A 23,802-nucleotide genomic window follows, 5' to 3' on the forward strand; every position below is an offset into this window, starting at 1 on the left:
TCCTGAAAAAAACCGTATTCTTAGAAGTTCATGCCAACGCTGAGCGCAACAAAATCGCGGTCATCCACAGTGGTGTACTTGCCGCCGAAGAAGTTGGTGTACGAGAGGTTCGCGGTGTAGGTGTTCTGGTATTCGGCTTCGAGCCCCAGGCTGACCGCCTTGCGCCCTTCTTCGAAGTTGCCACCAGGACCTGGCGAGTAGCCTGAAACGTCATGCGACCACGCAATACTTGGCTTGAGGTTGATACCTGCGAACACGCTGTTGTAATCCCAGATCGCACGTGCGCGATAGCCCCAGGAGTCAGCAGTGGTAAAGCCATCGTTTTCGCAGTAGCGCGAGACGTTGTCTTGGGCTGCACCGGCCAGTGTGCTGGCATTGAGCGCCGCGCACTGACCATTAGGCAAAGGACCTGGGCCATAGCTCGGGTCACGGCCGTAACGGACTTTCGAGGTGCTTTCCAGCCCACCGACGTGAGTCCAGCCCACTTCGCCCACGACCGTCAGTCGTTCGGCACCCATCACCTGATCGAAGAACTGGGTGAAGGTGGTCTGGAACTGGGTGACTTCCTTACGGCGATAGCCCGACTGGTCCACGCCCGGTTTGCCTTGCAACAGCGAGACATTCGGGTTCAACGGCGTCAGACCGGAGTACAGAATATCGGTGGTATTGAGTTGCACCGGTGCGTTCGGACGGTAGCTGACCTCGCCACTCCACGCCGTGCCGGTCGGCAGAGTGGTGGAGAAACTCAAGCCGTACAGATGGATATCTTCTGGGTATTCAATGTAATAACTGGAGTTGCCGGCTACCACCATTGGCAGCAAGGTTGGCGCCAATCCCACAGCAGCCCCTACCGGGAGACCATTTCTGACCAGCGACCCGACCAGATTATTAGGGTTATACGCGCTGGCGGGCGCGCCTTTGCCACTGAAGATCGGGTTGCGGCTGTGGTAGTTCATGAAGTAGGCACCGAACTCGGTGTCCAGTGGCTCGAACATGTAGTGCGTGGCCAGGCCGAATTGACCGCCATTGCGAGGATCACGGTCAGACCCTCGGGCCACGATCGCACCTTCGTCCGGGTTGCCAAAGTTGACGCCCTGGGCGGCCAACGAATTGAACACTGCACCCCGTGCCGGTGCCGGCAAGCCCGCTGCAGTCAACGCCCCGTTGAGGCCCGCCCGGCTTTTCAATACGGCCAGGTTGTTGTTGCAGCCATCGGCGATCACGTCTGGTTGCGAGAAGAAAGTGCCGCAGTTATCGACGACCGTCTGGTCCCATCCAATCTGGTAGAAACCCTCGGCCGAGAGGTTCTCGGTAATGTTTTGCGAGAGGTAGAACATGTTGACCGGAATCAAGCCTTCCTTGATTTCCGCGCCGGGACGACGGAAAGCCGACGCGTCGATCGGGTTGATGCTGTTGATACCGCCCTGGATGAAGGTACTTTCACCCCAACTGACGACCTGTTTACCCAACCGCACGGAGCCTGGCTCATCACCAATGGCGTAATTGTGGTAAACGAAGGCATCAAGCAGCTCGGCGCCCGAAGATTTCGCGGCTTCCTTGCGGCCGTTGTCGCTGATGTTCTTGAAGTCGAGATCATCGTCCTTGAGCTTGAAGTCATACCAGTACTTGCCCCGGAGAAACACGCCGGTGTCGCCGTATTTCAACTCAAGATCGTGAATACCCTTGAAGATCTTCGAGAACGTTTCCCCCGCCTTGAAGTTCAAGTGGCCATCATCGGAGGTCTGCGACAAGCCGTGGCCGCCGTTGTTGGAACCGATGAGGTTCTGGTTGGGGTTCTGCGTAGACCAACTGGCGCCTATGGAAAGCGACGAGTCGAACTGACCTTCGATTTCACCGATATTGAAACTGACGCCAAATGCCGGACCGGCGAGCGTAGAAGCGAGGCTGACGGCCAGAGGCAATTTTGCCCGGCGCCAGAACTGGTTTACTGATGTCATCGACGCTACTCCATGTGCTTTATTGTTATGGCGGGGGGCCTTTCCAAGACCGACTCACGTGCTCTTGAGTGTTAACGCCCATCGGGCAGTCCGGAAGGCTGCGATACGAGGTGGCGTTATAAGCTGCTCGTTCCAAGACCCCGCGCCAACTATAGCCAGCAGGTAGGACAGCTTGATCCCTCTAAAGTGTGATTTGCAGCGTCAAACCCTCTGGCACGGCTATTTCGACCGACCAGTCAAAACGGGCACCGGGAGAATGGCGTAATTTCAGAATTTGGCAAGGCAAGCGCTTGCTTGGGGGCTTGCCGTGCTCAGCGAGCACGGCAAGAGGCACTCAGAGTGTCGAGAGGAAGGTGCTGTTAGTCTTTTGCCACTCGATGATATCCAGGCGGATACGCTTCTTGTCGAGCTTGCCAACGCTGGTCTTGGGAATTTCAGTAACAATGGCGATCTGACTTGGAATCGCCCATTTATTTATGTGTCCCAGTTCGACAAACGGCTTCAAATGTTCCTTCAGCTCCTTGGCGCCAATGTCGTGCCCTTCGTGTATGACCAACAACGCGAAAGGCCGTTCACCCCATTGCGGATCGACGATACCGACGACTGCTACTTCACGTACCGCCGGGTGGCGACTGACCAAGTCTTCAAGTGCCAATGAGGACACCCATTCGCCACCTGTCTTGATTACGTCCTTGATCCGGTCTCGAATATCGATCACCCCCATGCTGTCCAGAGTCGCCACATCCCCAGTGTGCAACCAGCCACCGGCCCATAGCTCAGCGCCTTTTTCCGGCTCGCGGAAATAGCCTTCAGTCAGCCATGGCGCGCGCAGCACCAATTCGCCCTGAGACTCTCCATCCGCTGGCAGAAAGTTTCCGTCCAGGTCGATGATCGCTGCGTCCACCAGAACACCTGGCACACCGGCTTTGATGCGGTAGGTGATGCGTTCGTCGTCGCTGCCAGCCAGCATCTCGTCATTCAAATGCGCGACGGATATCAGCGGACAGGTTTCAGACATACCGTAAGCCGCAGTCAGTTGAATGCCTTTGGCTTTGGCCGCGTCATAGGTTGCACGGTTGAGTGAGCTGCCGCCGATGATGATCTTCCAACCGGAGAAGTCCATGTCCTGGGCTGCTTTGGCGTTGAGCACCATCTGCAGGATGGTCGGCACACAATGGGAGAACGTGACCTTTTCCTTGCGCCACAGCTCAACCAACAACTCCGGGTCGTAACGACCGGGATAGACCTGTTTGAGCCCGAGCATGGTCGCGGCATAAGGCACACCCCAGGCATGCACATGGAACATCGGGGTGATGGGCATGTACACGTCATTGGTGCCGAGCAACCGCACGCTGTCGATACAGCCCATGATCGTCGCCACCCCCATGGTGTGCAGCACCAATTGCCGATGGGAGAAGTACACGCCTTTGGGGTTACCCGTGGTGCCCGTGGTGTAAAAGGTAGTGGCCACCGAGTTCTCGTCGAAGTCCTCAAATTCATACTGGGTGCTCGCGGCCGCCAGCATGTCCTCGTATTCGCCAATCAGATTGGGCAAATCGGCCGTCTTTTCTGGGGCATCGGTCAACAGGATGGTTTTCTCGACCGTAGTCAGTTGCCCGGCAATGGCCTGGTAGAGCCCCACGAACTCGCTGTTGACCAGCACGAACTTATCTTCGGCGTGGTTCATGGTGTAGAGAATCTGGTCTGGTGACAGACGAACGTTGATGGTGTGGATCACCGCGCCAATCATCGGGATCGCGAACATGCACTCCAGATAACGATGGCTGTCCCAATCCATCACCGCCACCGTATCCCCGGCTTTGACCCCGGCAGCGGTCAACACGTTGGCCAGACGGGCAATACGCTCATTGAGGGTTGGATAGCTGTAACGCAGTTTGTCCCGGTAGACGATCTCGCGAGTTTTTTCATAACGGCTGCCCGACATCAATAGCCGCTTGATCAACAGCGGGTATTGGTAGGCGCCGTCAGCTGGCGGAATAACGCGAGTCTGCAACATAGGAATCCCTTTTCTGAGTGCACGGTCTTGGCTAAAAATATGCACTTTAGAGACCTTGCTCGCCAGCTAAATCAGCCAAAGGGATGATTTTTGGGCGAGCTGGAATGCAGGCGTTGAGCCATCAAGCGGGATTGCGATTGGTGTGTCGTGGTCGATGGTGGCGTGTCAGAAAAGACGCCTTCGCGAATAAATTCGCTCCCACCGGGATCTTGATTGGTTTCTAAAGTGCTGTGTGAATTGAGTATCGAATTACGGCAAGGCCCCTTTTCCAGGAGGCCGAGCGCAGGCGTTGCGCAGGGGGTAACGAGGCAAGGATGCCGAGTAAGCCGCACGGGGCCAGGGACGGCCCCTTGCGGCGACCCCCGGAGCAACGCCGGAGCGAGGGAAGTCCGAGCCTAAGCGAGGATCCGCATGGAGGGGCAAGCCTTTTGGCGGGACCTTTTTGGCGCCTGAAAAAGGTTCCTCGCTGTAAGAGCGAAACCATAATTCCAGCAACCACACATGCCGGATATACACCCAATGCACTGCGCCAACACATTGTTTTTAAAGGATTAAAAATCAGCTTGATGAGAGCAGAACGCCGCAAACGACGCTGAAATCAATTAATCGAGGTAAAGGCCAGTTTCACGCCCAGCGCAACCAACACCGCGCCCATCGCCCGATCGAACCAATGGCCCATCCGCGCAAAGGCCGTACGTACGCGCTCCTGACTGAACAACCGCGCCACCAGACAGAACCAGACACCTGTCGCGACTGCCAGGTACACGCCATAACTGGCCTGCACGATCAACGGGGTGTGCGGGTTGATGACAACGGTGAATAACGACAGGAAGAACAACGTCGCCTTGGGGTTGAGGCCGTTGGTCACGAAACCGCTGGTGAAGGCGCCACGTGCGGTGCGTTCGCCCACGGGCAGATTGACCAGCGCATCGGTGGCGCTGGCCGGTTTGGCGCGCAGCGCCTTGATGCCGATGTACAGCAAATACGCAGCGGCCGCCCATTTGAGGGCGTTGAACAGCACAATCGACTGCGACACGATCAGGCCGATGCCCAGTAACGAATACCCCACGTGCACAAAGATCGCAGTGCCGACGCCCATCGCGGTCCAGGTGCCCGCCTTGCGGCCGTGGGTCACGCTTTCGCGCACGACCACGGCGAAGTCCGGGCCGGGGCTGGCGACAGCAAGCAGGTGTATCAGGGCAACAGTCAGAAATTCAGTCCAGTACATGGGGCCTCCGTATCCGGTGTGTGGGCAATGAACGCTATCAGTGCGGTTCACATTACGCCTTCGTCCAACAGCGCAAAAGGTACAGTTCAGTGATGGAATACCCGCACACATCATTTGCGCCGCAGCTTCTGGGTGTTGGCCGCCCCCCCCCAGGCCGATCTAGCTATTAACGGCAGCACCCCGTCCGCCAAGATAAAAATCGTGAATATCATCACGCTGAGCCAGCATTTGCGCCGGCCCCTCACTCACCACCTGACCACTTTCCAGCACATAGGCGTACTGGGCGTAGCGCAAAGCGACGTTGATATTTTGTTCGGCGATCAAAAAACTCACGCCGTCGCGGCGATTGAGCTGATCGACGATCTCGAAAATCTCTTCGACAATCTGGGGCGCAAGCCCCATCGAAGGCTCATCCAGTAATACCAGGCGCGGTTCCGCCATGAGCGCGCGGCCGATGGCGACCATTTGCTGCTCACCACCTGAGGTGTAGCCGGTCAGGCTTTTGCGCCGTTCTTTGAGTCGCGGGAAGTACGCGTAAATGCGTTCGAGGTTGGCCTTCAATGCCTGCCGCGAAGGTTTGCGCACGAACGCGCCAATCAGCAGATTCTCTTCCACGGTCAAGTGCGCGAAGCAATGCCTGCCTTCAAGCACTTGCGCCAGACCATTGGCCACTAAATGGCTGGTCGAGCTGCGGGTGATGTCCTGCCCGCGATAGAGGATTTGCCCTTTAACCACCTCTCCGCGTTCGGCACTGATCAAATTCGAGGCAGCTTTGAGTGTGGTGCTCTTGCCCGCACCATTGGCACCGAGCAGGACCACGATTTCACCGTCGGGCACCTTCAGCGACACCCCGCGGACGGCAAGAATTGCTTTTTCGTAGAGGACTTCAATGTTGTCGATTTGCAAGATGGGTGCAGCGGCCATGACGCTCTCCAGAAGTGACGAGGCCGAAGAGCATGCTGCCCTCTTCGGCCATAGACGGCTTAAGACTCCTTGCTGCAATCGCGTGGCGTAATGCCTTTTTCTTGCGCGTATTTATGCGAAGAGGCTTCGATAATCGGCCGCAACAGCGCACGGTCGGCCTGCACCCAATCACTGATCAGGTTCCACTTCTTTCCGTCCCATTGCTGAAAGCGCACAGCACCACCGCCCTCATGATCAGAGCAGGACAGTTTCAACGGCTGCACCAGGCCCTGGGCACCCAGCGCCTTGAGTCGTGCTTCGTCAAGATTCAGGTGCTCGAACCCCCAGCGGACCTGTTCACCCGTCAGTGGTTTTTTGCCGTATTTTTCCTGAGCGATGCGTATCGCCTCAACGTTGAGGATGCCGTTTACCACGCCGAGGTTGTAGTACACCGTGCCAAACCGTTTCGAGTCTTCCAGGTTGCCTTTTCCTACATCCAGCACTGATTTTATGATGCCTTGCAGCACCGGAAAGTCAGTGCCTGACGGGTGAGTGGTAATGGCAATAAAGCCTTTGGCCGCAGCGCCCGCCGGTGCTGCGTCCTCTTCAGAGTTACTCCAGATGTTGCCGATAATGTGGTCTGCCGGGTAACCGACCTTCTGTGCGGTTTTCAGCGCGACAGGGTTCATCACCCCCCAACCACGCAGGATCACCCAGTCAGGCTTGATCCGACGAATGTTCAGCCACTGCGACTGCTGCTCGTTACCTGGGTGCGGGACTTCAGACAGGGTCAGCTCGAAGCCGTATTTGTCGGCCAGGGTCTTCAGCACCTCATTGGTTTCCTTACCGTAGGGCGAGCCGTGGTAGAGGGTGACAATCTTCTTGCCCTTGAGTTTATCCAACCCACCGGCTTGCTGGCCGATGTAGTTGATGATGGCCGACACTTCGGAATACGGGTTCAGTTGCAGCGGAAAAACGTAGGGAAAGACACTGCCGTCGGTGGAATCGGTACGGCCGTGGTTGATGGTGATCAATGGCAACTTGTCTGCGGTGGAGCGTTCCAGCGTCGCATAGGCGATCCCCACCGACAACGGGTTGGTGGCCGCAGCGGGCGCACCGTTGAGCCCTTTTTTCAGACGCTCATAGCACTCAACGCCCTTCTCAACCACATACTCGGTCTCGCACTCACTCCAGGTCAGCTTGACCCCGTTTACGCCGCCGTTGGCATTGACGTACTGCATGTAGTCGATGAACCCGCCAAAAAAGCCAGTGCCACCGGCCGCATAAGGGCCGACCCGATAGCTTTGCAAGGGGAAGTACTGCTCGTTGTCGGCGTGCGCAGTCAAGGCTGTTGCCGTCAGGCTCAGTGCCAGGGCAAGGCTTCTGACGAAGGTGCGTTTTAGCATCGGTATTATCCTTATCGAATCGGGGCGATCAGTGTTTTAAAGGGTGAGATGGACGGGCGTCCGGTCACGCTGGGGTTCACTCAGTAGCGCAGCGGCCAAAGCCGTGCGCGCTCGCGAAATCGTTGCCAGAGGCGCGCCAGCCCCTCGGGTTCTTTGATGAGAAAGACGATGATCAGCGCGCCAAAAATCATTTTCTGAGCATTTTCCAACTGCCCGGAATCGATCAGGCCCACCGGTAGCAAGCTGGCAAGGTTGGAGAGCAGCACCGGGAACAGGACGATAAAGGCAGCCCCCAGCAGATTGCCGAGGATGCTGCCCAGACCGCCGATAATGATGATGAACAAGATCTGGAAAGACCGGCTCAAATCAAAGCCGTGGGGCTCCACCGTCCCCAAGTAGGTAAACGCCCACAGCGAACCGGCGACACCCAGGAAAAACCCGCTGATGGCGAAGGCCAGCAATTTGCTCTTGAGGATCGGAATACCGATCACCGCTGCCGCAGTGTCCATGTCCCGGACGGCCATCCAGTTGCGCCCCAGCTCACTGCGCGCCAGGTTTTTACCCAACCAGAACATCGCGACCACGATGCCCAGGGTCAGCAGATAACGACCGGCCGGCGCACTGAAATCGATACCCAAAATATTCAGGGGTGGCGCAGTGATGACCCCGGACGCGCTGTTATTGGAAAACCAGTCGAATTTGGTGAGCACCCATTCCACAAAAAACTGTGCCGCCAGGGTCGACACCAGCAGGTAAAAACCCTTGATCCGCAAACTGGGCAATCCAAACACGACCGCGATCAGTGCGGCGGTGACACCGCCCAGCGCAATGCTGACCAGCAACGGCAGACCCGATACGCGCAGTTCAAAATTGTAAGTGGCGAATGCACCGACAGCCATAAAGGCCGCTGACCCCAGCGATAACTGGCCGGCATAGCCCGTCAATAGATTGAGGCCCAGCCCGGCCAGCGACAGCACGAGGAATGGAATGAGGATGGCACTGAACCAATAGTCGTTGCCGATAAAGGGCACACCGATAAATGCAAAGGCCAATAGCAGGACCAGCCCATAACGGTCCTGTCTAAGACGAAACACACGACGGTCTGCGGCATAGGTCGTGCTGAACTGGCCGGCTTCTTTATAGAACATATGCGTTCTCCTTAAACCCGCTCGATGGCACGTTCGCCAAACAGTCCGGCTGGCCGTACCAGCAAGAACAGCAAGGCCAGCACGTAGGGAAACCAGTTCTCGAGGCCGCCCCCGATGAAGGGGCCCAGGTACACTTCCGCCAATTTCTCCGACGCGCCAATGATCAGGCCGCCGATGATTGCGCCGCTGATGGATGAGAAGCCGCCAATGATCAACACCGGCAACGCTTTGAGAACGATCAGGGAGAGCGAGAACTGGACCCCCAGGCGCGCGCCCCACAGCAGTCCGGCAACCAGCCCGACAAACCCGGACACTGACCAGACCAATGCCCAGATACGCGGCAGTTTCACCCCCACTGCCAAGGCCGCCAGCGGATCATCAGCCACTGCACGCAGCGACAAGCCAACACGTGTTTTGTTGAACATGACTGAGAGCACCACCACCAAAAGAGCCGCGGTAGCGGAGGCGAACAGGTCGAACTGCGACAGCAACATGCCTTTGATTTCCAGAGGCTCGTCGCTAATACCCAACTCCAGGCCGTGCACTTGGGCGCCCCAGAGTGCCTGGGCGAAGCCTTCGATGACGTAAGACAGACCCAACGTGGCCATGAACAGAATGATCGGCGGGCGATTGACCAAAGGCCGCAACACGATCCGCTCGACCAACAGCGCCAGCACCACCATGACCGCCAGGCAAATAACAAACGCCAGCCAAAACGGAATGCCGCGCTCAACCAGGCTGACAAAGGTCAGCGCAGCGAACAGTACCATGGCGCCCTGGGCGAAATTGAACACGCCCGAGGCCTTGTAGATCAGGACGAAACCGATGGCCACCAGCGAGTACATCACCCCTGCCAGCAGTCCCCCGATCAGTACTTCGAAGAAGAATTCCATGCTCAATCACCTGTTGTTCGGCATACGCTGACCTGCGCCCCGGACAATTCGAGGGGCCGATTCACGCGTGGGTATCAGTGTCGGGTGCCGAGATACGCGGCGATTACCTTGGGATCACGGCGCACGGCCTCAGGGGTGCCATCGCCGATTTTGCTGCCGTAGTCCAAAACCACCACATGGTCCGAGAGGCCCATCACGACACCGATGTCGTGCTCAATCAGGACCACGGTGGTGCCAAACTCCCGATTGATGTCGACGATGAAGCGGCTCATCTCCTGCTTCTCATCGGCGTTCATTCCGGCCATTGGCTCGTCCAACAGCAGAAGCGTGGGCTCAGCGGCCAATGCACGGCCCAGTTCCACACGCTTCTGCAAGCCGTAAGGCAGCTTGCCCACTATTGCGTCACGCCACGCATGGATCCGCAGAAACTCGATCACGCGCTCGGCGGCTTCCCGCTGGCGGTCGTCTTCAGCCGCCGCGCGTCCCAGACGCAGTGCTTGCTCCACCCAGGTGCTGCGGCGTTTGAGATTGCGACCGCACAACACGTTGTCGAGAACGCTCATCCCCTTGAACAGCGCGATGTTCTGAAACGTCCGGGCAATGCCTCGTTGTGCTGCGGCGTGCGGGCGCATGCGACGGTGAACTTCACCGTTGAAACTGATCCGCCCTTCCTGTGCCTGATAAACCCCGTTGATGACATTGAGCAGCGAACTTTTGCCGGCACCATTGGGGCCGATCAAGGCACAGATCTCACCGGGTGCAACGGCGAAGCTGATGTCGGTGATGGCTTTGACACCCTTGAACGACAGCGAAATATGTTCCAGTTCCAGCAAGGGCGGTCGTATTGCGTGAGTAGCCTGAGACATCGTCGTGCTCCTGATCAGGCTAATTGCGAGCCGTCATTAATCCATCCATCGACCCGCTCTGCTGAAGCACGCGGCCGGGGTTGCCATTGACCAGGGTCTGGCCAGCTGCGGATGTCGATACCCAACAGCGTAAAGAATGCTTTGGTGTTTTCCGGTAACGCTTCACCCACCAGCAGTGCTGCGTGCGTACGGCTAAAGCCAAGGACATCGCGCAGCGGTCTGCGGATCAACCCGTCACCCAACACCCGGCGGACAAACCCCGGCCTGCTGGCCAGCGCCCACTCCACCAGAGACCGATGCCAACCGCCGACTGGCGGCAAGCGCGTCAATACCTGAGCATGTAGTCGGCCATAGGTTTCGCGGGTCCCGGCCACCAGGGTCGGACCCAACTCGCGGCGATCGTTATCCCGAGTGGCCAGGCTCTCCGGAAAATTCAACCGAAAGCCCGCAATCAGCCAGGGGGCCAGCAAATAGCGCGCTTGCCCGCCTGCGGCGAACGCCCTGGCAGCCAACGCTTCCTCATGAACACCCAACTGCTGGACGTCCACCAGATGCCGACCTTCATTCAGCAGTTCGGCATGGCTGATTCGCTGCTGCTCAAGGATGCCGCTCTCACCGCGCCGATAAAAAGCAAAGGCCGTGTGCTGGGCATGCCCTCGAACCGGTAATTCAAGATTGGGCGCTTGCGCCACCAGGCTTGCGTAGGCGATCCAACTGCCCTGCCCGTCGAAGCTCCCTGCGACCGTGCGTCCGTCGGCATAAAATACCAGTTGCGGGGCCAGGTGCGCGGCATCTACCCGCTGAAGCTCTTCGAGCCCTTCGGCAAAGATAAAGTCGGGTTGCAGCTGCTCCAGCAGCGCCGTTTGCTCTGATGCCGCATCCAGTGGGTCGAGCAACGCAGCCACTCCGCCGAGCCACTGAGCAGCCAAAGTCGCCAGCAATGCTTCAGGACGGGGTCGACTGAGGATGGTCAGCGTCGCGCCCGGCGTAAAACCGCGTAGGTGCAATGCCGTGGCAAGACTGAGCACCTGCGTGACGACCTGAGACCAACTGCGCACCTGCCACACACCCAAATGCTTATGACGCAATGCAATGCCCGTTGCCTGCTGCCCGGCTTGCAACAACAGCCACTCGGGGAGCGTGGTGGGAGCCGCCTCCCGATTCTCCGCAAACTCAGACATTGCCTTTCTCCGCCTACGTGCCGACTCGGCACCTTCCACAGCGATAGAGCAGCAACCGTGCCAAAACATAATATCCATTAAAAACAATGAGTTGGACGACAAATCAACGATTAGGGCCTGTTCCTCACCGAACAAGCTGTTGCGCGACTGTTTGTGGCTGAACAGTTGCGCGGCCCACCGAATACGGCACGGCCACTGAGACGGTCGCGCCAGATACCAGAAATTGATACCTTTCCAGTGCCTCCAGCCATTTCAGGCTGCACTTATATTTTTGATAAGGCCCCTCATCCCATGAGCAATCATCACAGAGCAGTTTTCCTCGACCATACGTCTCTGGACCTGGGTGATCTTGACCTCAGCGAGCTGCGTGAGCACTTCAGTGATTTGCAGTTGCACACCACCAGCACGCCGCAACAGGTGATCGAGCGCCTGCAGGGCGCACAGGTGGCGATTACCAACAAGATCATGATCGATGCCAGCACGTTCGCGGCATGTCCCGATTTGAAGCTGGTGCTGGTTTCCGCCACGGGCACCAACAACGTCGACCTGGTTGCGGCCCGTGAACACGGGGTTGTGGTCAGCAACTGCCAGGGTTACGGCACCCCCTCCGTGGCGCAACACACGCTGATGCTGCTGCTCGCGCTGGCCACCCGCCTGCCGGATTATCAAAGCGCCGTGCAGCATGGCCGCTGGCAGCAAGCCAAACAGTTCTGTCTGCTGGATTTCCCCATCGTCGAGCTTGAAGGCAAAACCCTTGGCATGCTGGGTTATGGCGAACTCGGCGGCGCAGTTGCGAAGCTGGCCGAAGCCTTTGGCATGCGCGTGTTGCTGGGGCAGATACCCGGCCGCCCTGACCGCCCTGACCGTGTGTCGCTGCAAGAGCTGCTGCCACAAGTCGACGCATTGACCCTGCACTGTCCGCTCAACGAACACACCCGCGACATGATTGGCGCCTATGAACTCAGCCTGCTCAAACCCCATGCCTTTGTGATCAACACCGCGCGTGGCGGCCTGATCAATGAACAAGCGCTCGCCGATGCCTTGCGCAACGGCCATCTGGGTGGGGCAGCGACGGATGTGCTGACCGTCGAGCCGCCCGTGAACGGCAATCCACTGTTGGCCGGTGACGTTCCACGCTTGATCGTCACCCCGCACAGCGCCTGGGGCAGTCGCGAAGCCCGGCAGCGGATCGTCGGCCAACTCAGCGAAAACGCTCAGGCATTTTTCGCCGGTACACCGCGACGGGTCGTGAGCTGACAAGCTCTGTTAGACTTCGCCACTTTTCAGGAGCCAAAGATGGACCCGCGCAGTGAAGTGTTACTCCGTCAGGCCGAATTGTTTCAGGGCTCCGTGCTCCTGGCCGGGCTGCCTGCCGACGATCTGCTCGGGAAATTGCCGAACGCCCACGGTTGGTGCTGGCATGCCGGCGATCAAGCGGTGCTGGACGCGCGTTTCGAAGGCCGCTGCCACTTTGGGGTCAATGTGCCGGAGCAGGCGTTCGAAACAGCCGTGCTGTTTGTGCCCAAAGCCCGCGACCTGACCGATTACGTATTGAACGCCCTGGCATCGCGCCTGGCCGGACGTGAGTTGTACCTGGTCGGCGAAAAACGCAGCGGCATCGAAGCGGCAGCCAAACAACTGAGCCCCTTCGGCAAGCCCCGCAAAGTCGACAGCGCTCGCCACTGCCAGCTTTGGCTGGTGACTGTCGAGAACGCTCCGCAGGCGGTGACCCTGGAAAGCATGGCCCAACGCTATGAAGTCGATCTGGAAGATGGCCCACTTACTGTGGTCAGCCTGCCCGGCGTCTTCAGCCATGGCCGACTGGATCGTGGTTCGGCATTGCTCCTGCAACATCTGGACAAACTGCCGAGTGGCGAGGTGCTCGATTTCGGGTGTGGCGCCGGGGTGTTGGGGGCTGCGGTCAAGCGTCGCTACCCGCATAACAATGTCACGCTGCTGGATGTCGATGCCTTTGCCACGGCCAGCAGTCGCCTGACCCTGGCCGCCAATGGCCTGGAAGGTGAAGTGTTGACCGGAGACGGCATCGACGCTGCGCCCATGGGTTTGAGCACTATTTTGAGCAACCCTCCGTTCCATGTCGGGGTGCATACCGACTACCTGGCGACAGAGAACTTACTGCGAAAAGCACGCCAACATCTGAAAAACGGCGGCGAACTACGACTGGTTGCCAATGCGTTCCTACGCTATCAGCCACTGATCGAAGAGCATCTGGGTGTGTGCGCAGTCAAGGCCCAAGGACAAGGCTTTCGTGTCTATCGCGCCAAACGCGAAAAAAAATAAGCGCTTGCCGAATGCTTTCAGCGTAGGCAAAATCCGCTCCGTCCTAGGGGAGTAGTCTCCCACGAGCGCCATGCTCGTCCGGCACGTATCAACATACTTGGTCAACAGACCATGGTGCGTGCGACCCAGATCCGCTCAGTCGGATCGGTGGTTTGACAAGACCTATGACACGAACACCTTACCCGGGGCGGGAAGGCTGTACGTGTCATAGCCGTGTCGACCCGCCCCTTAGGAAAAACCTGATGTTGGAATCCCTGCTGGTCCCCACCGCTGTTGTTGCCTTGGCCGAAATCGGTGACAAGACCCAACTCCTCGCCCTGATTCTCGCTGCGCGCTTCCGCAAACCCTGGCCGATCATCGCCGGTATCGTCGCGGCTACGCTGGCTAACCACGCCGCCGCAGGTGCCGTCGGGGCCTGGTTCGGGAGTTTCTTCTCGAACGCCACCCTGCATTGGATTCTGGCCGCCAGCTTTACCGCCACCGCGCTGTGGACCTTGGTGCCGGACAAGATGGATGACGACGAAGCCAGCACCACACGCAAGTTCGGGCCGTTTGTGACCACATTGATTACGTTCTTCATCGCTGAAATCGGCGACAAGACCCAAATCGCCACCGTGATGCTCGCCGCCCAGTATTCCTACCTGTGGCTGGTAATTCTTGGCACCACACTGGGCATGCTGATCGCTAACGTTCCCGTGGTGCTGGCAGGCAATTTCGCGGCTGACAAACTCCCGCTCACCTTGATTCGTCGCTTGGCGGCCTGTGCGTTTTTCGTCCTGGCCATCGTCGCGGTGTACAAGGCAATGCAAGTGAGTGGCTGGGTTTAAGTAACGTCTTCAAGATCGGGGAGGGGTGAGACCGGATCACTGTGGGAGCCCTCGCCGCGTCTTCGACGCCGCGCTGTCGCGCAGCAAACAAGTTTCAGGTAGGAGCGCGCTTGCCCGCGATCGGCCCGGGGTCGCCTCCGACCGAAGCAGTCGCAAATGGGTTGGCGCCGATGTCGCAGGAAAGCCCTTCGGGCTTTATCGCGGGCAAGCGCGCTCCTACAAATAATCAATTTATTTCAGTTAGTTACGCGTTGTTTGATGGGAGCAGACCTGCCTGCAAAGCTTTTTTCGTTCAAAGCGGCGTCAGGCATTCCGGGGCATTGAGCTTCGGATCGTTCACCAGGTTGGCCAGCGCGCGCTCGCGCAGTGCCGTCTGGGGGCTGGCGAGCAGTGCTTGCAGAGTGGGTGTTGGCGTATCAGCGGCCAACCAGGCTTCCTGACCTTCCGCGTCCAGGATCAGCGGGCGCCGCTGACTGGCTGCCGCCTGGGTCACAACGGCGACACTCAGGTACGTGTGGCCTTCTACCGGATAAGCCTCCCAGATAGCGGCGAAAAACAGCGCCGAGCCCTCCCCCGGCGTCAGCCAGAACGGTCGTTTATGCGTGGTGCCGCGCCATTCGTAAAAACCGTTGGCCGGCAACAGGCAGCGACGCAGCCGGAAAGCCTGGCGAAACATCGGTTGTTCGGCCAGGGTTTCGGCGCGGGCGTGGGCAGGCGTTCGGGAAAGGTCGGTCAGCCACGGCGGTGTCAGGCCCCAGCGCGCACGTGCCAGTTCGCGCGAAGCATCCCCGCCACGCAACATCAGCACTGAGTCACCCGGCGAGATATTCCATTGCGCTTTTTGGTCAGCCGGAAAACCGGGTAAGCCCGCAAACGCGGGCGTCCAGCGAAACAGGGCATAACGTCCACACATGAGGGCAACACACTCTCTTTTTTGAAAAGTCCCTCTTCAAAACACAGGCTTTAATGCAGGTTTTTTGAAAACAGGGCCAAACGCACTTCAGCACACCAGTACGTCGGGATAATTGTCAGGCTCATCGCCCGACAGCGGCAGCGCTGCATTGTACGCGGCGATCAGCAGCCGTGCCTGTTCGGCCTGATCATTGTCCACCGTCAGCCCCAACAGGCCGAAAACCGGCAGTTCACCTACGCCGCCGAGCAAATCACGGCCGGTCAAGTGGGCTTCGACGCCCTCGCTGGCGAGCATGCCTTGCAGCAACTCGCCCTCCATCAAATTTTCCGGCTCGTAGATTCTCTGCATCATTCATTCTCGCTGCGCACGTCCAGGGTCCACTCTTGGCCATCTGTCTGCAGATCGAACACTATCGGTCGGCAGCACACCGGGCAATCCTCGATATAGCACTGATCGCCGCCGGACAAATCCAGTACAGCTTCAACCGATTCGCCACAGTAAGGGCAGTCATAGCGCTGTATTTCCTGCATCGCGGCCTCCGAGGTCAGTTATGCGTATAATCGCGGTCTATTTGAAGCTTGGCTTTTTGTTCTGAACGCACTTTTCAGACAGGCCTGCCTTTACCCTAGCCGTTTCCAACAAGAGAGCATGATGGGCGAATTCGATGCCATCCGACCCTACGACGACGCCGAAGTCCCTGCCGTAATTGCACGGCTGCTCGGCGACAAGGCACTTCTTGAAACCCTCACGCACTTTCGCTTCCCTCGTATGGCCAGTGCATTTGGCTGGATGCTCCGGCCTCTTATAGCTCATCGCCTGCGTCGCGAGTTCGCCGAGGTCCATTCGGTGGCCACATTGCAGGACAAAGTCGAGGTTTACATCGATCACACCATCGAGCGGGCTACCGACGGTGTGACCTACACCGGTGTCGAGCAGTTCAAGTCCGGCAGGGCCTACCTGTTCCTGGCCAACCACCGCGACATCGCGATGGACCCGGCCTTCATCAACTATGCGGTGTATCACGCGGGCCTGCCAACGCCGCGCATCGCCATCGGCGACAACCTGCTGCAGAAGCCCTTCGTCAGCGACCTGATGCGCCTGAACAAGTGCTTCATCGTGCACCGTTCCATCATCGGGCGCAGGGAAAAGATGGCGGCGTACCTGCAACTGTCGGCCTATATCAATCATTCGATTCACGACGACTGCCAATCGATCTGGATCGCCCAGGCTGAAGGTCGCGCCAAAGATGGCGACGACCGCACCGAGTCGGCAATTCTCAAGATGTTCCACATGAGCCGCAAGGACGAGCCGTTCGCCGACGTGATCAAATCGCTGAACCTGACGCCAGTATCGATCAGCTACGAATACGACCCTTGCGATCACGCCAAGGCCCGCGAGCTGTATATCCGCGCCACCACCGGCAGCTACACCAAGGTGCCAGGCGAGGATGATGTCAGCATTGCACTGGGCATCACCGGCTATAAAGGTCGGGTGCATGTGAATTTCGCGACGCCGATCAGCGGGGTGTTCGAAGACACCAAGCAGTTGGCCATTGAGATGGACCGGCAGATTCTCGGGGGTTATCGCCTGTTTCCTGCGCATTATCTGGCGTATGCACAATGGACGGATGCCGATCCGACGCTAAAAGTGCCCACTGCCGCCGAGGTGTTCCCTGCCAACGACGAACTGGCCCGCGCCAAGGAAGAATGGCAGCGCCGTCTGGAAGGCTGCCCTGTCGAACACCGTCCGTATCTGGTGTTGCAATACGCAATGCCGGTGCGCAATCAGTATCGGGTCAAGGCTGGCCTGACACTTTAAGCATTCGGTTCAAAAAAATGGCGCCTCATCAGGCGCCATTTTTTTTGCCCTTTTTCCAGGCATCGGGGGGCAGTCCTCTGGCGCGGGATGAATGACGATCTATCTGCCGACTCATTTGGCCACGGTCACCTTAACGTAACCTGTACCCGCCATTGTGTTGCACCTCGACACCTAAAGAGACCTCTTCATGCTGCATGCCCAGAACCAGGATCGGCTGTATCTGATCGCCCAGAGCGACGAACAGGAAGCACTGATCGATGCACTGTCCTTCAACGTGCAAGACCGCCATTGGCTGGTCTACTGCGCGCTGGGTGGGCATCAACACCACGACCTGCCAGACCTGGATCAGCAGACGGGCCTGAGCTTTCTGGATTTCTACCACGAAGCTGCCTGACAGCCACTCCGTACTGACCGGATCTCCACAAAAAAACCGGTTTCTCGCTAAAGAAACCGGTTTTTTTGGTTGCAGTTAACAGGCGGTATTACTGGCCCAGCATTTGGCCAATCGTTTGATCCTGGAACATCCGGGTCAGCGCATCGCTGAGCACATCACTGACCAGTTTGGTGTTGGTTTCCTCGTTCGGCACCATACCGAAGTGCTGGTTAAGCGAGGCCGCATAACGACCACTGTAGCTGCGGCCGTTGTTTTGCACGTCAGCACGGAACGTCGAGCTGATGGTCGCTTCGGTCACGTACAAACCTTCTTTGGGCGATTGGTACTTCAGGTCAGACAGCGTCACGGTCAACTGCGGCGCGTTGCCACTGTTTGAGGTTGGGGTAAAACCCAACAGACGTACCGCGGCCTCGGCCTGAGCCTGCAACTTGGGCAGCAGGTCGGAACCCTGGACACTGATGGCGCTGGTTTCCGGGTACAGACCACCACGGGTTCCCAGGGTTGGCGATGGACGACCATCGACGACGCGAACCACGACCGGCTGACCGTGACCCACCGCAGCGAGTTGGCTGGTGAGTTTGGGTTGCGGGCTAAGTTGTTGCGGGCTGTTGGCACAGCCGACCAGGGTCAAACTGCCTACAGCAAGCAAACCGAACAACAGGCGATGCAACATGCTCATCTCTCCAGGGCCAGACACAATAATAAAGGGAGTATAGCGGTGCCCACGGCCCGCTCACTAGCTGAAAATAGGACCCACCATGGGATACCGTTCCTGATGCCACGACCCTGTCACAAGGGCGTCACCGGGGTGTCGCGCCCCGCAGCTACCGTCGACGCCTCACGAATCGACTGAAGGGCTAATAAAAGTCAGTTAATAAGATCAATTCCGCACGTTTCATCGCTATAATCTTGCCCCGATTATAAGGACGTCTCCTGATCGGGCCTCGCAGCATCGCTAATACGCTGTATTAGCTCCCCCGCACCGCCCACAGAGAGCCGCCCACACAGGTCGTTTTCAAGCATCAGTGCTTGCCGGTCCGGTGTCGAATAGCTCGAATCGTTTCGAACCTTTCTCGCCCTCCAGCATCCCACTATTACCTGTATTCGATCTGCCAGAGCTGCCATTACGTCAGTTCTTTTTTGAGGTTCACGTCTTCAAAAGAGCGTGAAAAAAACGGGTTTCACTACTTCACAAGAGTGTGGCGAGCAAATGAATAGTTTTGCGTTTGTACATGCACCATTAACGTCTGACCCAGCCCCCTTGAACAGGACTGATTGCTGCTGCGCAGCCTCCATGACTGGAGTCTGAAGCCTGTCCGCTACGGATTTGGTTGCACAACCGGACACCTTGACGATAGTCGAATTGCTAACCGAGCCCGAAAATGAGTTCATACGAATTCAAAGCCCGATTGGCGGTGTCCGCTGAAGATGCAAAAAATTGCGAAGAATCGGACATGGCGATCCTGGCCATGAGTTACCAGGGGCACTTTTGGATACACGCCCCGCAAACACTTGGCAGCTGACCTCAGGATCGTATGCCGTCAATTTGGTGCTGCAGATTTTGGAGACGCGTTAATGGCGCATAACGAAGCAGTCGATGTGGTATTGGTTGGGGCAGGCATCATGAGTGCCACCCTGGCAGTACTGCTCAAAGAGCTCGACCCCAACCTAACGTTGGAAGTCGTTGAGCTGATGGATTCTGGTGCCGCGGAGAGCTCAAACCCGTGGAACAACGCCGGTACCGGCCACGCCGGGCTATGTGAGCTGAACTACACGCCGCAAGCGGCCGACGGCTCCATCGACATCAAAAAAGCGGTACACATCAACACCCAGTTCGAGGTCTCGAAGCAGTTCTGGTCCTATATGACCAAGAAAGGCACATTCGGCTCATCGAAGTCATTTATCACCCCGGTACCGCACCTGAGCTACGTTCAGGGTGAGGCAGGCGTCTCGTTCCTGAAGCACCGGTTTGAAGCCATGCACAAGCATCATGCTTTTGCGGCCATGGAATACACCGAAGACAAGGCCAAACTGGCCGAGTGGATGCCTTTGATGATGCCGGGGCGGCCTGCCGATGAGCCAATCGCTGCCACCCGGGTGATGAAAGGTACCGACGTCAACTTCGGCGCGCTGACCAATCAGTTGCTCAAGCACCTGTCCAACTCCCAGGGTGCCCAGGTCAAATACTGCAAACGCGTCACAGGTCTGACCCGCAAGGGTCAGGGTTGGAGCGTCAGTATCAAGGACGTCAACACCGGCAATACCCGCGAAGTCGACGCCCGATTTGTGTTCCTTGGCGCAGGCGGCGCGGCGCTGCCGTTGTTGCAGATGTCAGGCATCGAAGAAAGCAAGGGTTTCGGTGGTTTCCCGGTCAGTGGCCAATGGCTGCGCTGCGACAACCCGGAAGTGGTCAAGCATCACCAGGCCAAGGTTTACAGCCAGGCCGCCGTGGGTTCACCGCCGATGTCAGTGCCGCACCTGGACACCCGCGTCGTCGACGGCCAGACCTCCCTGTTGTTCGGCCCGTATGCCGGTTTCACCACCAAGTTCCTCAAGCACGGCTCGTTCATGGACCTGCCTCTGTCGGTTCGCGCCGCCAACATCGGCCCGATGCTGGCCGTGGCCCGCGACAACATGGACCTGACCAAATACCTGGTCAGTGAAGTGATGCAGTCGATGGAGCAACGTCTTGCATCGTTGCGTCGCTTCTACCCTGAAGCCAAGGCTGAAGACTGGCGTCTGGAAGTGGCTGGTCAGCGCGTGCAGATCATCAAGAAAGACCCGAAAAAAGGCGGCATCCTGCAATTTGGTACCGAACTGGTTTCGGCCAAGGACGGTTCTCTGGCCGCCCTGCTCGGCGCGTCTCCTGGTGCATCGGTAACGGTGTCGATCATGCTGGATTTGATCGAACGCTGCTTCCCGGACAAGGCTCGCAACGAATGGACCGCCAAGCTCAACGAAATCTTCCCGGCTCGGGAAAAAGCTCTGGAAACCGACGCGCAGTTATATCAGCGCATCGACACCGAAACCAGTGAAAGCCTGGGGTTGGTAGAGAACACCAGCGAGACCGAAAGCTTCGCTTGAGGTCATGCCCTTTTCTACCGCTCATAAAAAAACGCCCTTCGGGGCGTTTTTTTTGGCCTGACTTATCAGTCTCAGCCGCGAGCTTTTTCGATCAGCTCAATGTACTCATCGGCATGACGCTGATCGGCAACGAGCGCAATGAAATCCTTGCCGTGCTCATCTTTGCCATTCAGGTCGTACCCGGCGTCGAGGAAGAACACCAGAAAACGCTCGAAATCATTGATCCGCAGGCCTCGGTACGCCTTGATCAACTTGTGCAGCGACGGTGAAGTGGCGTCGACCGGTTCAAAGTCGAGGAACAACTTGATCTGCGCATCGCCGATCTCATCACCGATCAACTGCTTCTTATCTTTACGCATTGCTGACTCCAACTGACTTGCGGATATTTCACGGGCAGGCAGTTTACCCCTCGCGCACCTCGACGCTCAACGCGCGTGTACGGCCATGGTGTGCAGATCAGCCCAGACATGCCCGTTGGCGTAACTCAAGAACTGGCAATACACCTTCTCGTTACGTAACAGGTCGAGCACTACCCGGTACTGAGTCATCGGGTAATACAGGGTCAGGGTCAGGGTCTGACCATCGAAGGTCGGCTTTTTCAGGCTTTTGCTTTCACCGTCGAAGTGAATCAGCACCTCGGATATGGTAGCGCCCTTGTTCATGGGTTTGCCTTTCAAGCGCAACAACAACGGTGAGGTCACCGGTATCGGCTGCTGATTGGATTGGCGCTGGCTGCCGACCACCACTGAGTATTCAGTGATTTGCAGCAATTGTTGCTGCTCGGGATTACCCTCGCGCACAGCCAGATCGTCAGGCGGCAAGTATTGCGCATGCATGGGTGTCGATGTGGCAGTGCCCCGGCTCGGCGCGGCAGCCAGCGGCAGACTGACTAACAGCATCAACGCTGCTGCGCTACGAATGAATAAGGTCATGTTGACTCCCCAAAAAGCTGGCGAGCACTCTAGCATGAGGTTCGATGATACGGATCAAGACGCACGGCCGATACCGAGTCCATACTGGGTTAGGGCCTGCCTACACCATTAGCTGCTACACGATAAAAACAACGAATCAATCGAGCGGAACTGTGCGCTCACTGTTGGAGTTGCCATGTCTTTCTCACTCCCGCCCGTTTTTTCTGCCTGGCGCCAAACCTGGCGTGCCGGTTACTCCTGGGCCGCATTGCGCGGCGACCTCAGCGCCGGCTTGACGGTAGGAGTCATTGCCATTCCTCTGGCGATGGCCCTGGCCATTGCCGTGGGGGTCGCGCCGCAATATGGGCTGTATACCGTGCTGGTGGCCGCCCCGCTGATTGCCTTGACCGGGGGCTCGCGGTTCAACGTCAGCGGACCGACCGCCGCCTTCGTGGTGATCTTGCTGCCCATCACCCAACAGTACGGAGTGGGTGGCCTGTTGTTGTGCACGATGCTCGCCGGGGTGATCCTGATCACACTTGGCCTGATGCGCGCAGGTCGGCTGATTCAGTACATTCCCTACCCGGTCACCCTGGGCTTTACCGCCGGGATCGGGATTGTGATCGCCACCTTGCAGCTCAAGGACTTGCTCGGCCTGAGCCTCACCAGCCAGCCGCAGCACTATGTCGAGCAAGTAGGCGTATTGCTCCAATCGCTGCCCAGCGCTCATTTGGGCGATGCGGTGGTGGGGGCGGTGTGCCTGGCAGTGCTGATCATCTGGCCACGCTGGGTGCCTAAAGTCCCCGGACATCTGGTGGCGCTGGCTGTGGGTGCGCTGCTGGGACTGCTGATGGAAGCAGCGGGCTGGTCGGTCGCAACCCTTGGCGAACGCTTCAGCTATAGCGTGGAGGGCGTCAGCCATGCCGGCATCCCGCCGTTCCTGCCGACCTTCACCTGGCCGTGGAACCTGCCCGCCGCCGACGGACAGCCGCTGACCCTATCCTATGATCTGATCCGCCAACTGATGGCCCCGGCGTTCGCCATTGCGATGCTCGGCGCCATGGAGTCACTGCTGTGCGCGGTGGTCGCCGACGGCATGACGGGCAGTAAACACGACCCCAATGCCGAATTGATCGGCCAGGGTCTGGGCAATCTGGTTGGCCCCTTGTTCGGCGGGATCACCGCCACAGCGGCCATCGCCCGCAGCGCGGCCAACATCCGTGCCGGCGCGTTTTCACCCGTGGCGGCGATCATTCACAGCGGCGTGGTGCTGATCGCCATTGTCCTGATGGCGCCGCTGTTCAGCTACTTGCCCATGGCGGCGATGGCAGCCTTGCTGGTGATGGTGGCCTGGAACATGGCCGAAGCTCCCCACGTCCTCCACACCCTGCGCATCGCGCCACGCAGTGATGTCTGGGTGTTGTTGACCTGCCTGAGCCTGACCGTGCTGTTCGACATGGTGCTGGCGGTGGGCGTCGGGCTACTCATGGCGGCAGGGCTATTTATCAAACGCATGAGCGACCTGACGGACACCGCCGAACTGCCGCGCAGCTACCACCAAGCGTTGCAAGACATGCCCGAACAGGTGCAGAGCTATGCGATTCGTGGGCCGTTGTTCTTCGGCGCAGCGGAAAAAGCCCTCAGTGTGCTGCGTAAGTTCAGCTCGGGGGTCAAGGTGGTCGTGGTGGAGATGAGCGCAGTGCCGATGCTCGACATGACCGCACTGGCGGCGCTGGACAGCGTTTTGCGTGAATACCAGCGTGCCGGGGTCGGCATGATACTGGTCGGGACCACGCCGAGGGTGCGTTTTAAATTGCGCCGGGCAGGCGTGCACCGGATCGAAGGACAACTGGCTTACGTGCGTGATCTGCATCAAGCGCGGGTAAAAGCATTGCGCTGGCTGGGTCAGGATGATGTGCAATAGGTCGTGTGTCTGTGTGTACCCGACACGCTG

General features: G+C 58.3%; 23 protein-coding genes and 1 riboswitch. Of the genes, 8 read left to right on the forward strand and 15 right to left on the reverse strand.

The window, feature by feature from the left end:
• Positions 1 to 20 precede the first annotated feature (20 nt).
• The 9 genes from AC1ME2_RS08405 to AC1ME2_RS08445 all read right to left on the reverse strand — a co-directional run bounded on the left by AC1ME2_RS08405 (position 21) and on the right by AC1ME2_RS08445 (position 11,600).
• The gene (locus AC1ME2_RS08405) at positions 21 to 1,958 is read right to left on the reverse strand and encodes a DUF1302 domain-containing protein (RefSeq protein ID WP_480440384.1); all 1,938 of its coding nucleotides are present in this window, start codon (positions 1,956 to 1,958) and stop codon (positions 21 to 23) included.
• Positions 1,959 to 2,292: 334 nt separating this feature from the next.
• Positions 2,293 to 3,975, reverse strand: coding sequence for a fatty acid--CoA ligase (locus AC1ME2_RS08410; protein WP_480440386.1), 1,683 nt, complete (start codon positions 3,973 to 3,975; stop codon positions 2,293 to 2,295).
• Between the two features lie 598 nt (positions 3,976 to 4,573).
• On the reverse strand, positions 4,574 to 5,203 hold the full coding sequence (locus AC1ME2_RS08415) for a LysE family translocator (protein WP_480440387.1): 630 nt from the start codon (positions 5,201 to 5,203) through the stop codon (positions 4,574 to 4,576).
• Positions 5,204 to 5,362: 159 nt separating this feature from the next.
• Complete coding sequence (locus AC1ME2_RS08420) at positions 5,363 to 6,127, reverse strand: ABC transporter ATP-binding protein (protein ID WP_480440389.1); 765 nt, start codon at positions 6,125 to 6,127, stop codon at positions 5,363 to 5,365.
• A gap of 59 nt (positions 6,128 to 6,186) precedes the next feature.
• Entirely contained in the window at positions 6,187 to 7,512 is a 1,326-nt protein-coding gene (locus AC1ME2_RS08425) for an ABC transporter substrate-binding protein (protein WP_480440391.1), read from the reverse strand.
• An 80-nt stretch (positions 7,513 to 7,592) separates the two neighbouring features.
• On the reverse strand, positions 7,593 to 8,660 hold the full coding sequence (locus AC1ME2_RS08430; RefSeq protein WP_480440393.1) for a branched-chain amino acid ABC transporter permease: 1,068 nt from the start codon (positions 8,658 to 8,660) through the stop codon (positions 7,593 to 7,595).
• Positions 8,661 to 8,671: 11 nt separating this feature from the next.
• Positions 8,672 to 9,553 (reverse strand): branched-chain amino acid ABC transporter permease, encoded by an 882-nt coding sequence (locus AC1ME2_RS08435; RefSeq protein WP_480440394.1) that lies wholly within the window; start codon positions 9,551 to 9,553, stop codon positions 8,672 to 8,674.
• A gap of 74 nt (positions 9,554 to 9,627) precedes the next feature.
• Positions 9,628 to 10,419, reverse strand: a complete 792-nt coding sequence (locus tag AC1ME2_RS08440) for an ABC transporter ATP-binding protein (RefSeq protein WP_480440396.1) — start codon at positions 10,417 to 10,419, stop codon at positions 9,628 to 9,630.
• A 14-nt stretch (positions 10,420 to 10,433) separates the two neighbouring features.
• Entirely contained in the window at positions 10,434 to 11,600 is a 1,167-nt protein-coding gene (locus AC1ME2_RS08445) for an AMP-binding protein (protein ID WP_480440398.1), read from the reverse strand.
• A 291-nt stretch (positions 11,601 to 11,891) separates the two neighbouring features.
• Between AC1ME2_RS08445 and AC1ME2_RS08450 the strand changes: the two genes are divergently transcribed.
• The 3 genes from AC1ME2_RS08450 (at position 11,892) to AC1ME2_RS08460 (ending at position 14,728) form a co-directional block, all read left to right on the forward strand.
• Positions 11,892 to 12,857, forward strand: coding sequence for a 2-hydroxyacid dehydrogenase (locus AC1ME2_RS08450; RefSeq protein ID WP_480440399.1), 966 nt, complete (start codon positions 11,892 to 11,894; stop codon positions 12,855 to 12,857).
• A gap of 39 nt (positions 12,858 to 12,896) precedes the next feature.
• Positions 12,897 to 13,901 (forward strand): class I SAM-dependent methyltransferase, encoded by a 1,005-nt coding sequence (locus AC1ME2_RS08455; RefSeq protein WP_219063517.1) that lies wholly within the window; start codon positions 12,897 to 12,899, stop codon positions 13,899 to 13,901.
• A gap of 33 nt (positions 13,902 to 13,934) precedes the next feature.
• A riboswitch (yybP-ykoY riboswitch) is annotated at positions 13,935 to 14,072 on the forward strand.
• Positions 14,073 to 14,143: 71 nt separating this feature from the next.
• The gene (locus AC1ME2_RS08460) at positions 14,144 to 14,728 is read left to right on the forward strand and encodes a TMEM165/GDT1 family protein (protein WP_480440400.1); all 585 of its coding nucleotides are present in this window, start codon (positions 14,144 to 14,146) and stop codon (positions 14,726 to 14,728) included.
• Between the two features lie 292 nt (positions 14,729 to 15,020).
• On the opposite strand, the gene AC1ME2_RS08465 is transcribed toward AC1ME2_RS08460, so the two are convergent.
• From AC1ME2_RS08465 to AC1ME2_RS08475, 3 genes are all read right to left on the reverse strand, one after another.
• On the reverse strand, positions 15,021 to 15,641 hold the full coding sequence (locus AC1ME2_RS08465; protein WP_480440401.1) for an SOS response-associated peptidase: 621 nt from the start codon (positions 15,639 to 15,641) through the stop codon (positions 15,021 to 15,023).
• 87 nt (positions 15,642 to 15,728) lie between these two features.
• Entirely contained in the window at positions 15,729 to 15,989 is a 261-nt protein-coding gene (locus AC1ME2_RS08470) for a putative signal transducing protein (protein WP_480442054.1), read from the reverse strand.
• Positions 15,989 to 16,171, reverse strand: a complete 183-nt coding sequence (locus tag AC1ME2_RS08475; protein ID WP_480440403.1) for a CPXCG motif-containing cysteine-rich protein — start codon at positions 16,169 to 16,171, stop codon at positions 15,989 to 15,991. The genes AC1ME2_RS08470 and AC1ME2_RS08475 overlap by 1 nt, the downstream gene beginning before the upstream one ends.
• Before the next feature lie 121 nt (positions 16,172 to 16,292).
• Here AC1ME2_RS08475 and AC1ME2_RS08480 point away from each other — a divergent pair, with 121 nt between their 5' ends.
• Together AC1ME2_RS08480 and AC1ME2_RS08485 are read left to right on the forward strand one after the other, a co-directional pair.
• Positions 16,293 to 17,459: a 1-acyl-sn-glycerol-3-phosphate acyltransferase gene (locus tag AC1ME2_RS08480; RefSeq protein WP_480442056.1), complete on the forward strand. Its 1,167-nt coding sequence runs from the start codon at positions 16,293 to 16,295 to the stop codon at positions 17,457 to 17,459.
• A 187-nt stretch (positions 17,460 to 17,646) separates the two neighbouring features.
• Positions 17,647 to 17,853: a hypothetical protein gene (locus tag AC1ME2_RS08485; RefSeq protein ID WP_480440404.1), complete on the forward strand. Its 207-nt coding sequence runs from the start codon at positions 17,647 to 17,649 to the stop codon at positions 17,851 to 17,853.
• 88 nt (positions 17,854 to 17,941) lie between these two features.
• Here AC1ME2_RS08485 and AC1ME2_RS08490 read toward each other — a convergent pair whose 3' ends face one another.
• On the reverse strand, positions 17,942 to 18,526 hold the full coding sequence (locus tag AC1ME2_RS08490) for a YajG family lipoprotein (RefSeq protein ID WP_480440406.1): 585 nt from the start codon (positions 18,524 to 18,526) through the stop codon (positions 17,942 to 17,944).
• Positions 18,527 to 19,235: 709 nt separating this feature from the next.
• Here AC1ME2_RS08490 and AC1ME2_RS08495 point away from each other — a divergent pair.
• Together AC1ME2_RS08495 and mqo are read left to right on the forward strand one after the other, a co-directional pair.
• On the forward strand, positions 19,236 to 19,376 hold the full coding sequence (locus AC1ME2_RS08495; protein ID WP_480440407.1) for a hypothetical protein: 141 nt from the start codon (positions 19,236 to 19,238) through the stop codon (positions 19,374 to 19,376).
• A 52-nt stretch (positions 19,377 to 19,428) separates the two neighbouring features.
• Positions 19,429 to 20,937: a malate dehydrogenase (quinone) gene (gene mqo, locus AC1ME2_RS08500; RefSeq protein WP_480440408.1), complete on the forward strand. Its 1,509-nt coding sequence runs from the start codon at positions 19,429 to 19,431 to the stop codon at positions 20,935 to 20,937.
• A gap of 71 nt (positions 20,938 to 21,008) precedes the next feature.
• Here mqo and AC1ME2_RS08505 read toward each other — a convergent pair whose 3' ends face one another.
• On the reverse strand, positions 21,009 to 21,296 hold the full coding sequence (locus tag AC1ME2_RS08505) for a PA4642 family protein (protein WP_480440410.1): 288 nt from the start codon (positions 21,294 to 21,296) through the stop codon (positions 21,009 to 21,011).
• 66 nt (positions 21,297 to 21,362) lie between these two features.
• Positions 21,363 to 21,869 carry a hypothetical protein gene (locus AC1ME2_RS08510; protein WP_480440411.1) on the reverse strand — a complete coding sequence of 169 codons (507 nt, stop codon included), beginning with the start codon at positions 21,867 to 21,869 and terminating at the stop codon, positions 21,363 to 21,365.
• Positions 21,870 to 22,044: 175 nt separating this feature from the next.
• Between AC1ME2_RS08510 and dauA the strand changes: the two genes are divergently transcribed.
• On the forward strand, positions 22,045 to 23,772 hold the full coding sequence (dauA, locus tag AC1ME2_RS08515; RefSeq protein ID WP_480440413.1) for a C4-dicarboxylic acid transporter DauA: 1,728 nt from the start codon (positions 22,045 to 22,047) through the stop codon (positions 23,770 to 23,772).
• Positions 23,773 to 23,802: the final 30 nt, after the last annotated feature.

This window comes from Pseudomonas sp. ASL9, assembly GCF_056680335.1.

Bases quoted from the DNA above. Each gene is read 5' to 3' on its own strand.
- AC1ME2_RS08445 (WP_480440398.1), bottom strand. From the start codon at position 11,600: ATGTCTGAGTTTGCGGAGAATCGGGAGGCGGCTCCCACCACGCTCCCC.
- AC1ME2_RS08475 (WP_480440403.1), bottom strand. From the start codon at position 16,171: ATGCAGGAAATACAGCGCTATGACTGCCCTTACTGTGGCGAATCGGTT.
- AC1ME2_RS08420 (WP_480440389.1), bottom strand. From the start codon at position 6,127: ATGGCCGCTGCACCCATCTTGCAAATCGACAACATTGAAGTCCTCTAC.
- AC1ME2_RS08455 (WP_219063517.1), top strand. From the start codon at position 12,897: ATGGACCCGCGCAGTGAAGTGTTACTCCGTCAGGCCGAATTGTTTCAG.
- AC1ME2_RS08480 (WP_480442056.1), top strand. From the start codon at position 16,293: ATGGGCGAATTCGATGCCATCCGACCCTACGACGACGCCGAAGTCCCT.
- AC1ME2_RS08450 (WP_480440399.1), top strand. From the start codon at position 11,892: ATGAGCAATCATCACAGAGCAGTTTTCCTCGACCATACGTCTCTGGAC.
- AC1ME2_RS08510 (WP_480440411.1), bottom strand. From the start codon at position 21,869: ATGACCTTATTCATTCGTAGCGCAGCAGCGTTGATGCTGTTAGTCAGT.
- AC1ME2_RS08405 (WP_480440384.1), bottom strand. From the start codon at position 1,958: ATGACATCAGTAAACCAGTTCTGGCGCCGGGCAAAATTGCCTCTGGCC.
- AC1ME2_RS08485 (WP_480440404.1), top strand. From the start codon at position 17,647: ATGCTGCATGCCCAGAACCAGGATCGGCTGTATCTGATCGCCCAGAGC.
- AC1ME2_RS08490 (WP_480440406.1), bottom strand. From the start codon at position 18,526: ATGTTGCATCGCCTGTTGTTCGGTTTGCTTGCTGTAGGCAGTTTGACC.
- dauA (WP_480440413.1), top strand. From the start codon at position 22,045: ATGTCTTTCTCACTCCCGCCCGTTTTTTCTGCCTGGCGCCAAACCTGG.
- AC1ME2_RS08495 (WP_480440407.1), top strand. From the start codon at position 19,236: ATGAGTTCATACGAATTCAAAGCCCGATTGGCGGTGTCCGCTGAAGAT.
- AC1ME2_RS08430 (WP_480440393.1), bottom strand. From the start codon at position 8,660: ATGTTCTATAAAGAAGCCGGCCAGTTCAGCACGACCTATGCCGCAGAC.
- AC1ME2_RS08415 (WP_480440387.1), bottom strand. From the start codon at position 5,203: ATGTACTGGACTGAATTTCTGACTGTTGCCCTGATACACCTGCTTGCT.
- AC1ME2_RS08410 (WP_480440386.1), bottom strand. From the start codon at position 3,975: ATGTTGCAGACTCGCGTTATTCCGCCAGCTGACGGCGCCTACCAATAC.
- mqo (WP_480440408.1), top strand. From the start codon at position 19,429: ATGGCGCATAACGAAGCAGTCGATGTGGTATTGGTTGGGGCAGGCATC.
- AC1ME2_RS08505 (WP_480440410.1), bottom strand. From the start codon at position 21,296: ATGCGTAAAGATAAGAAGCAGTTGATCGGTGATGAGATCGGCGATGCG.
- AC1ME2_RS08465 (WP_480440401.1), bottom strand. From the start codon at position 15,641: ATGTGTGGACGTTATGCCCTGTTTCGCTGGACGCCCGCGTTTGCGGGC.
- AC1ME2_RS08435 (WP_480440394.1), bottom strand. From the start codon at position 9,553: ATGGAATTCTTCTTCGAAGTACTGATCGGGGGACTGCTGGCAGGGGTG.
- AC1ME2_RS08425 (WP_480440391.1), bottom strand. From the start codon at position 7,512: ATGCTAAAACGCACCTTCGTCAGAAGCCTTGCCCTGGCACTGAGCCTG.
- AC1ME2_RS08460 (WP_480440400.1), top strand. From the start codon at position 14,144: ATGTTGGAATCCCTGCTGGTCCCCACCGCTGTTGTTGCCTTGGCCGAA.
- AC1ME2_RS08440 (WP_480440396.1), bottom strand. From the start codon at position 10,419: ATGTCTCAGGCTACTCACGCAATACGACCGCCCTTGCTGGAACTGGAA.
- AC1ME2_RS08470 (WP_480442054.1), bottom strand. From the start codon at position 15,989: ATGCAGAGAATCTACGAGCCGGAAAATTTGATGGAGGGCGAGTTGCTG.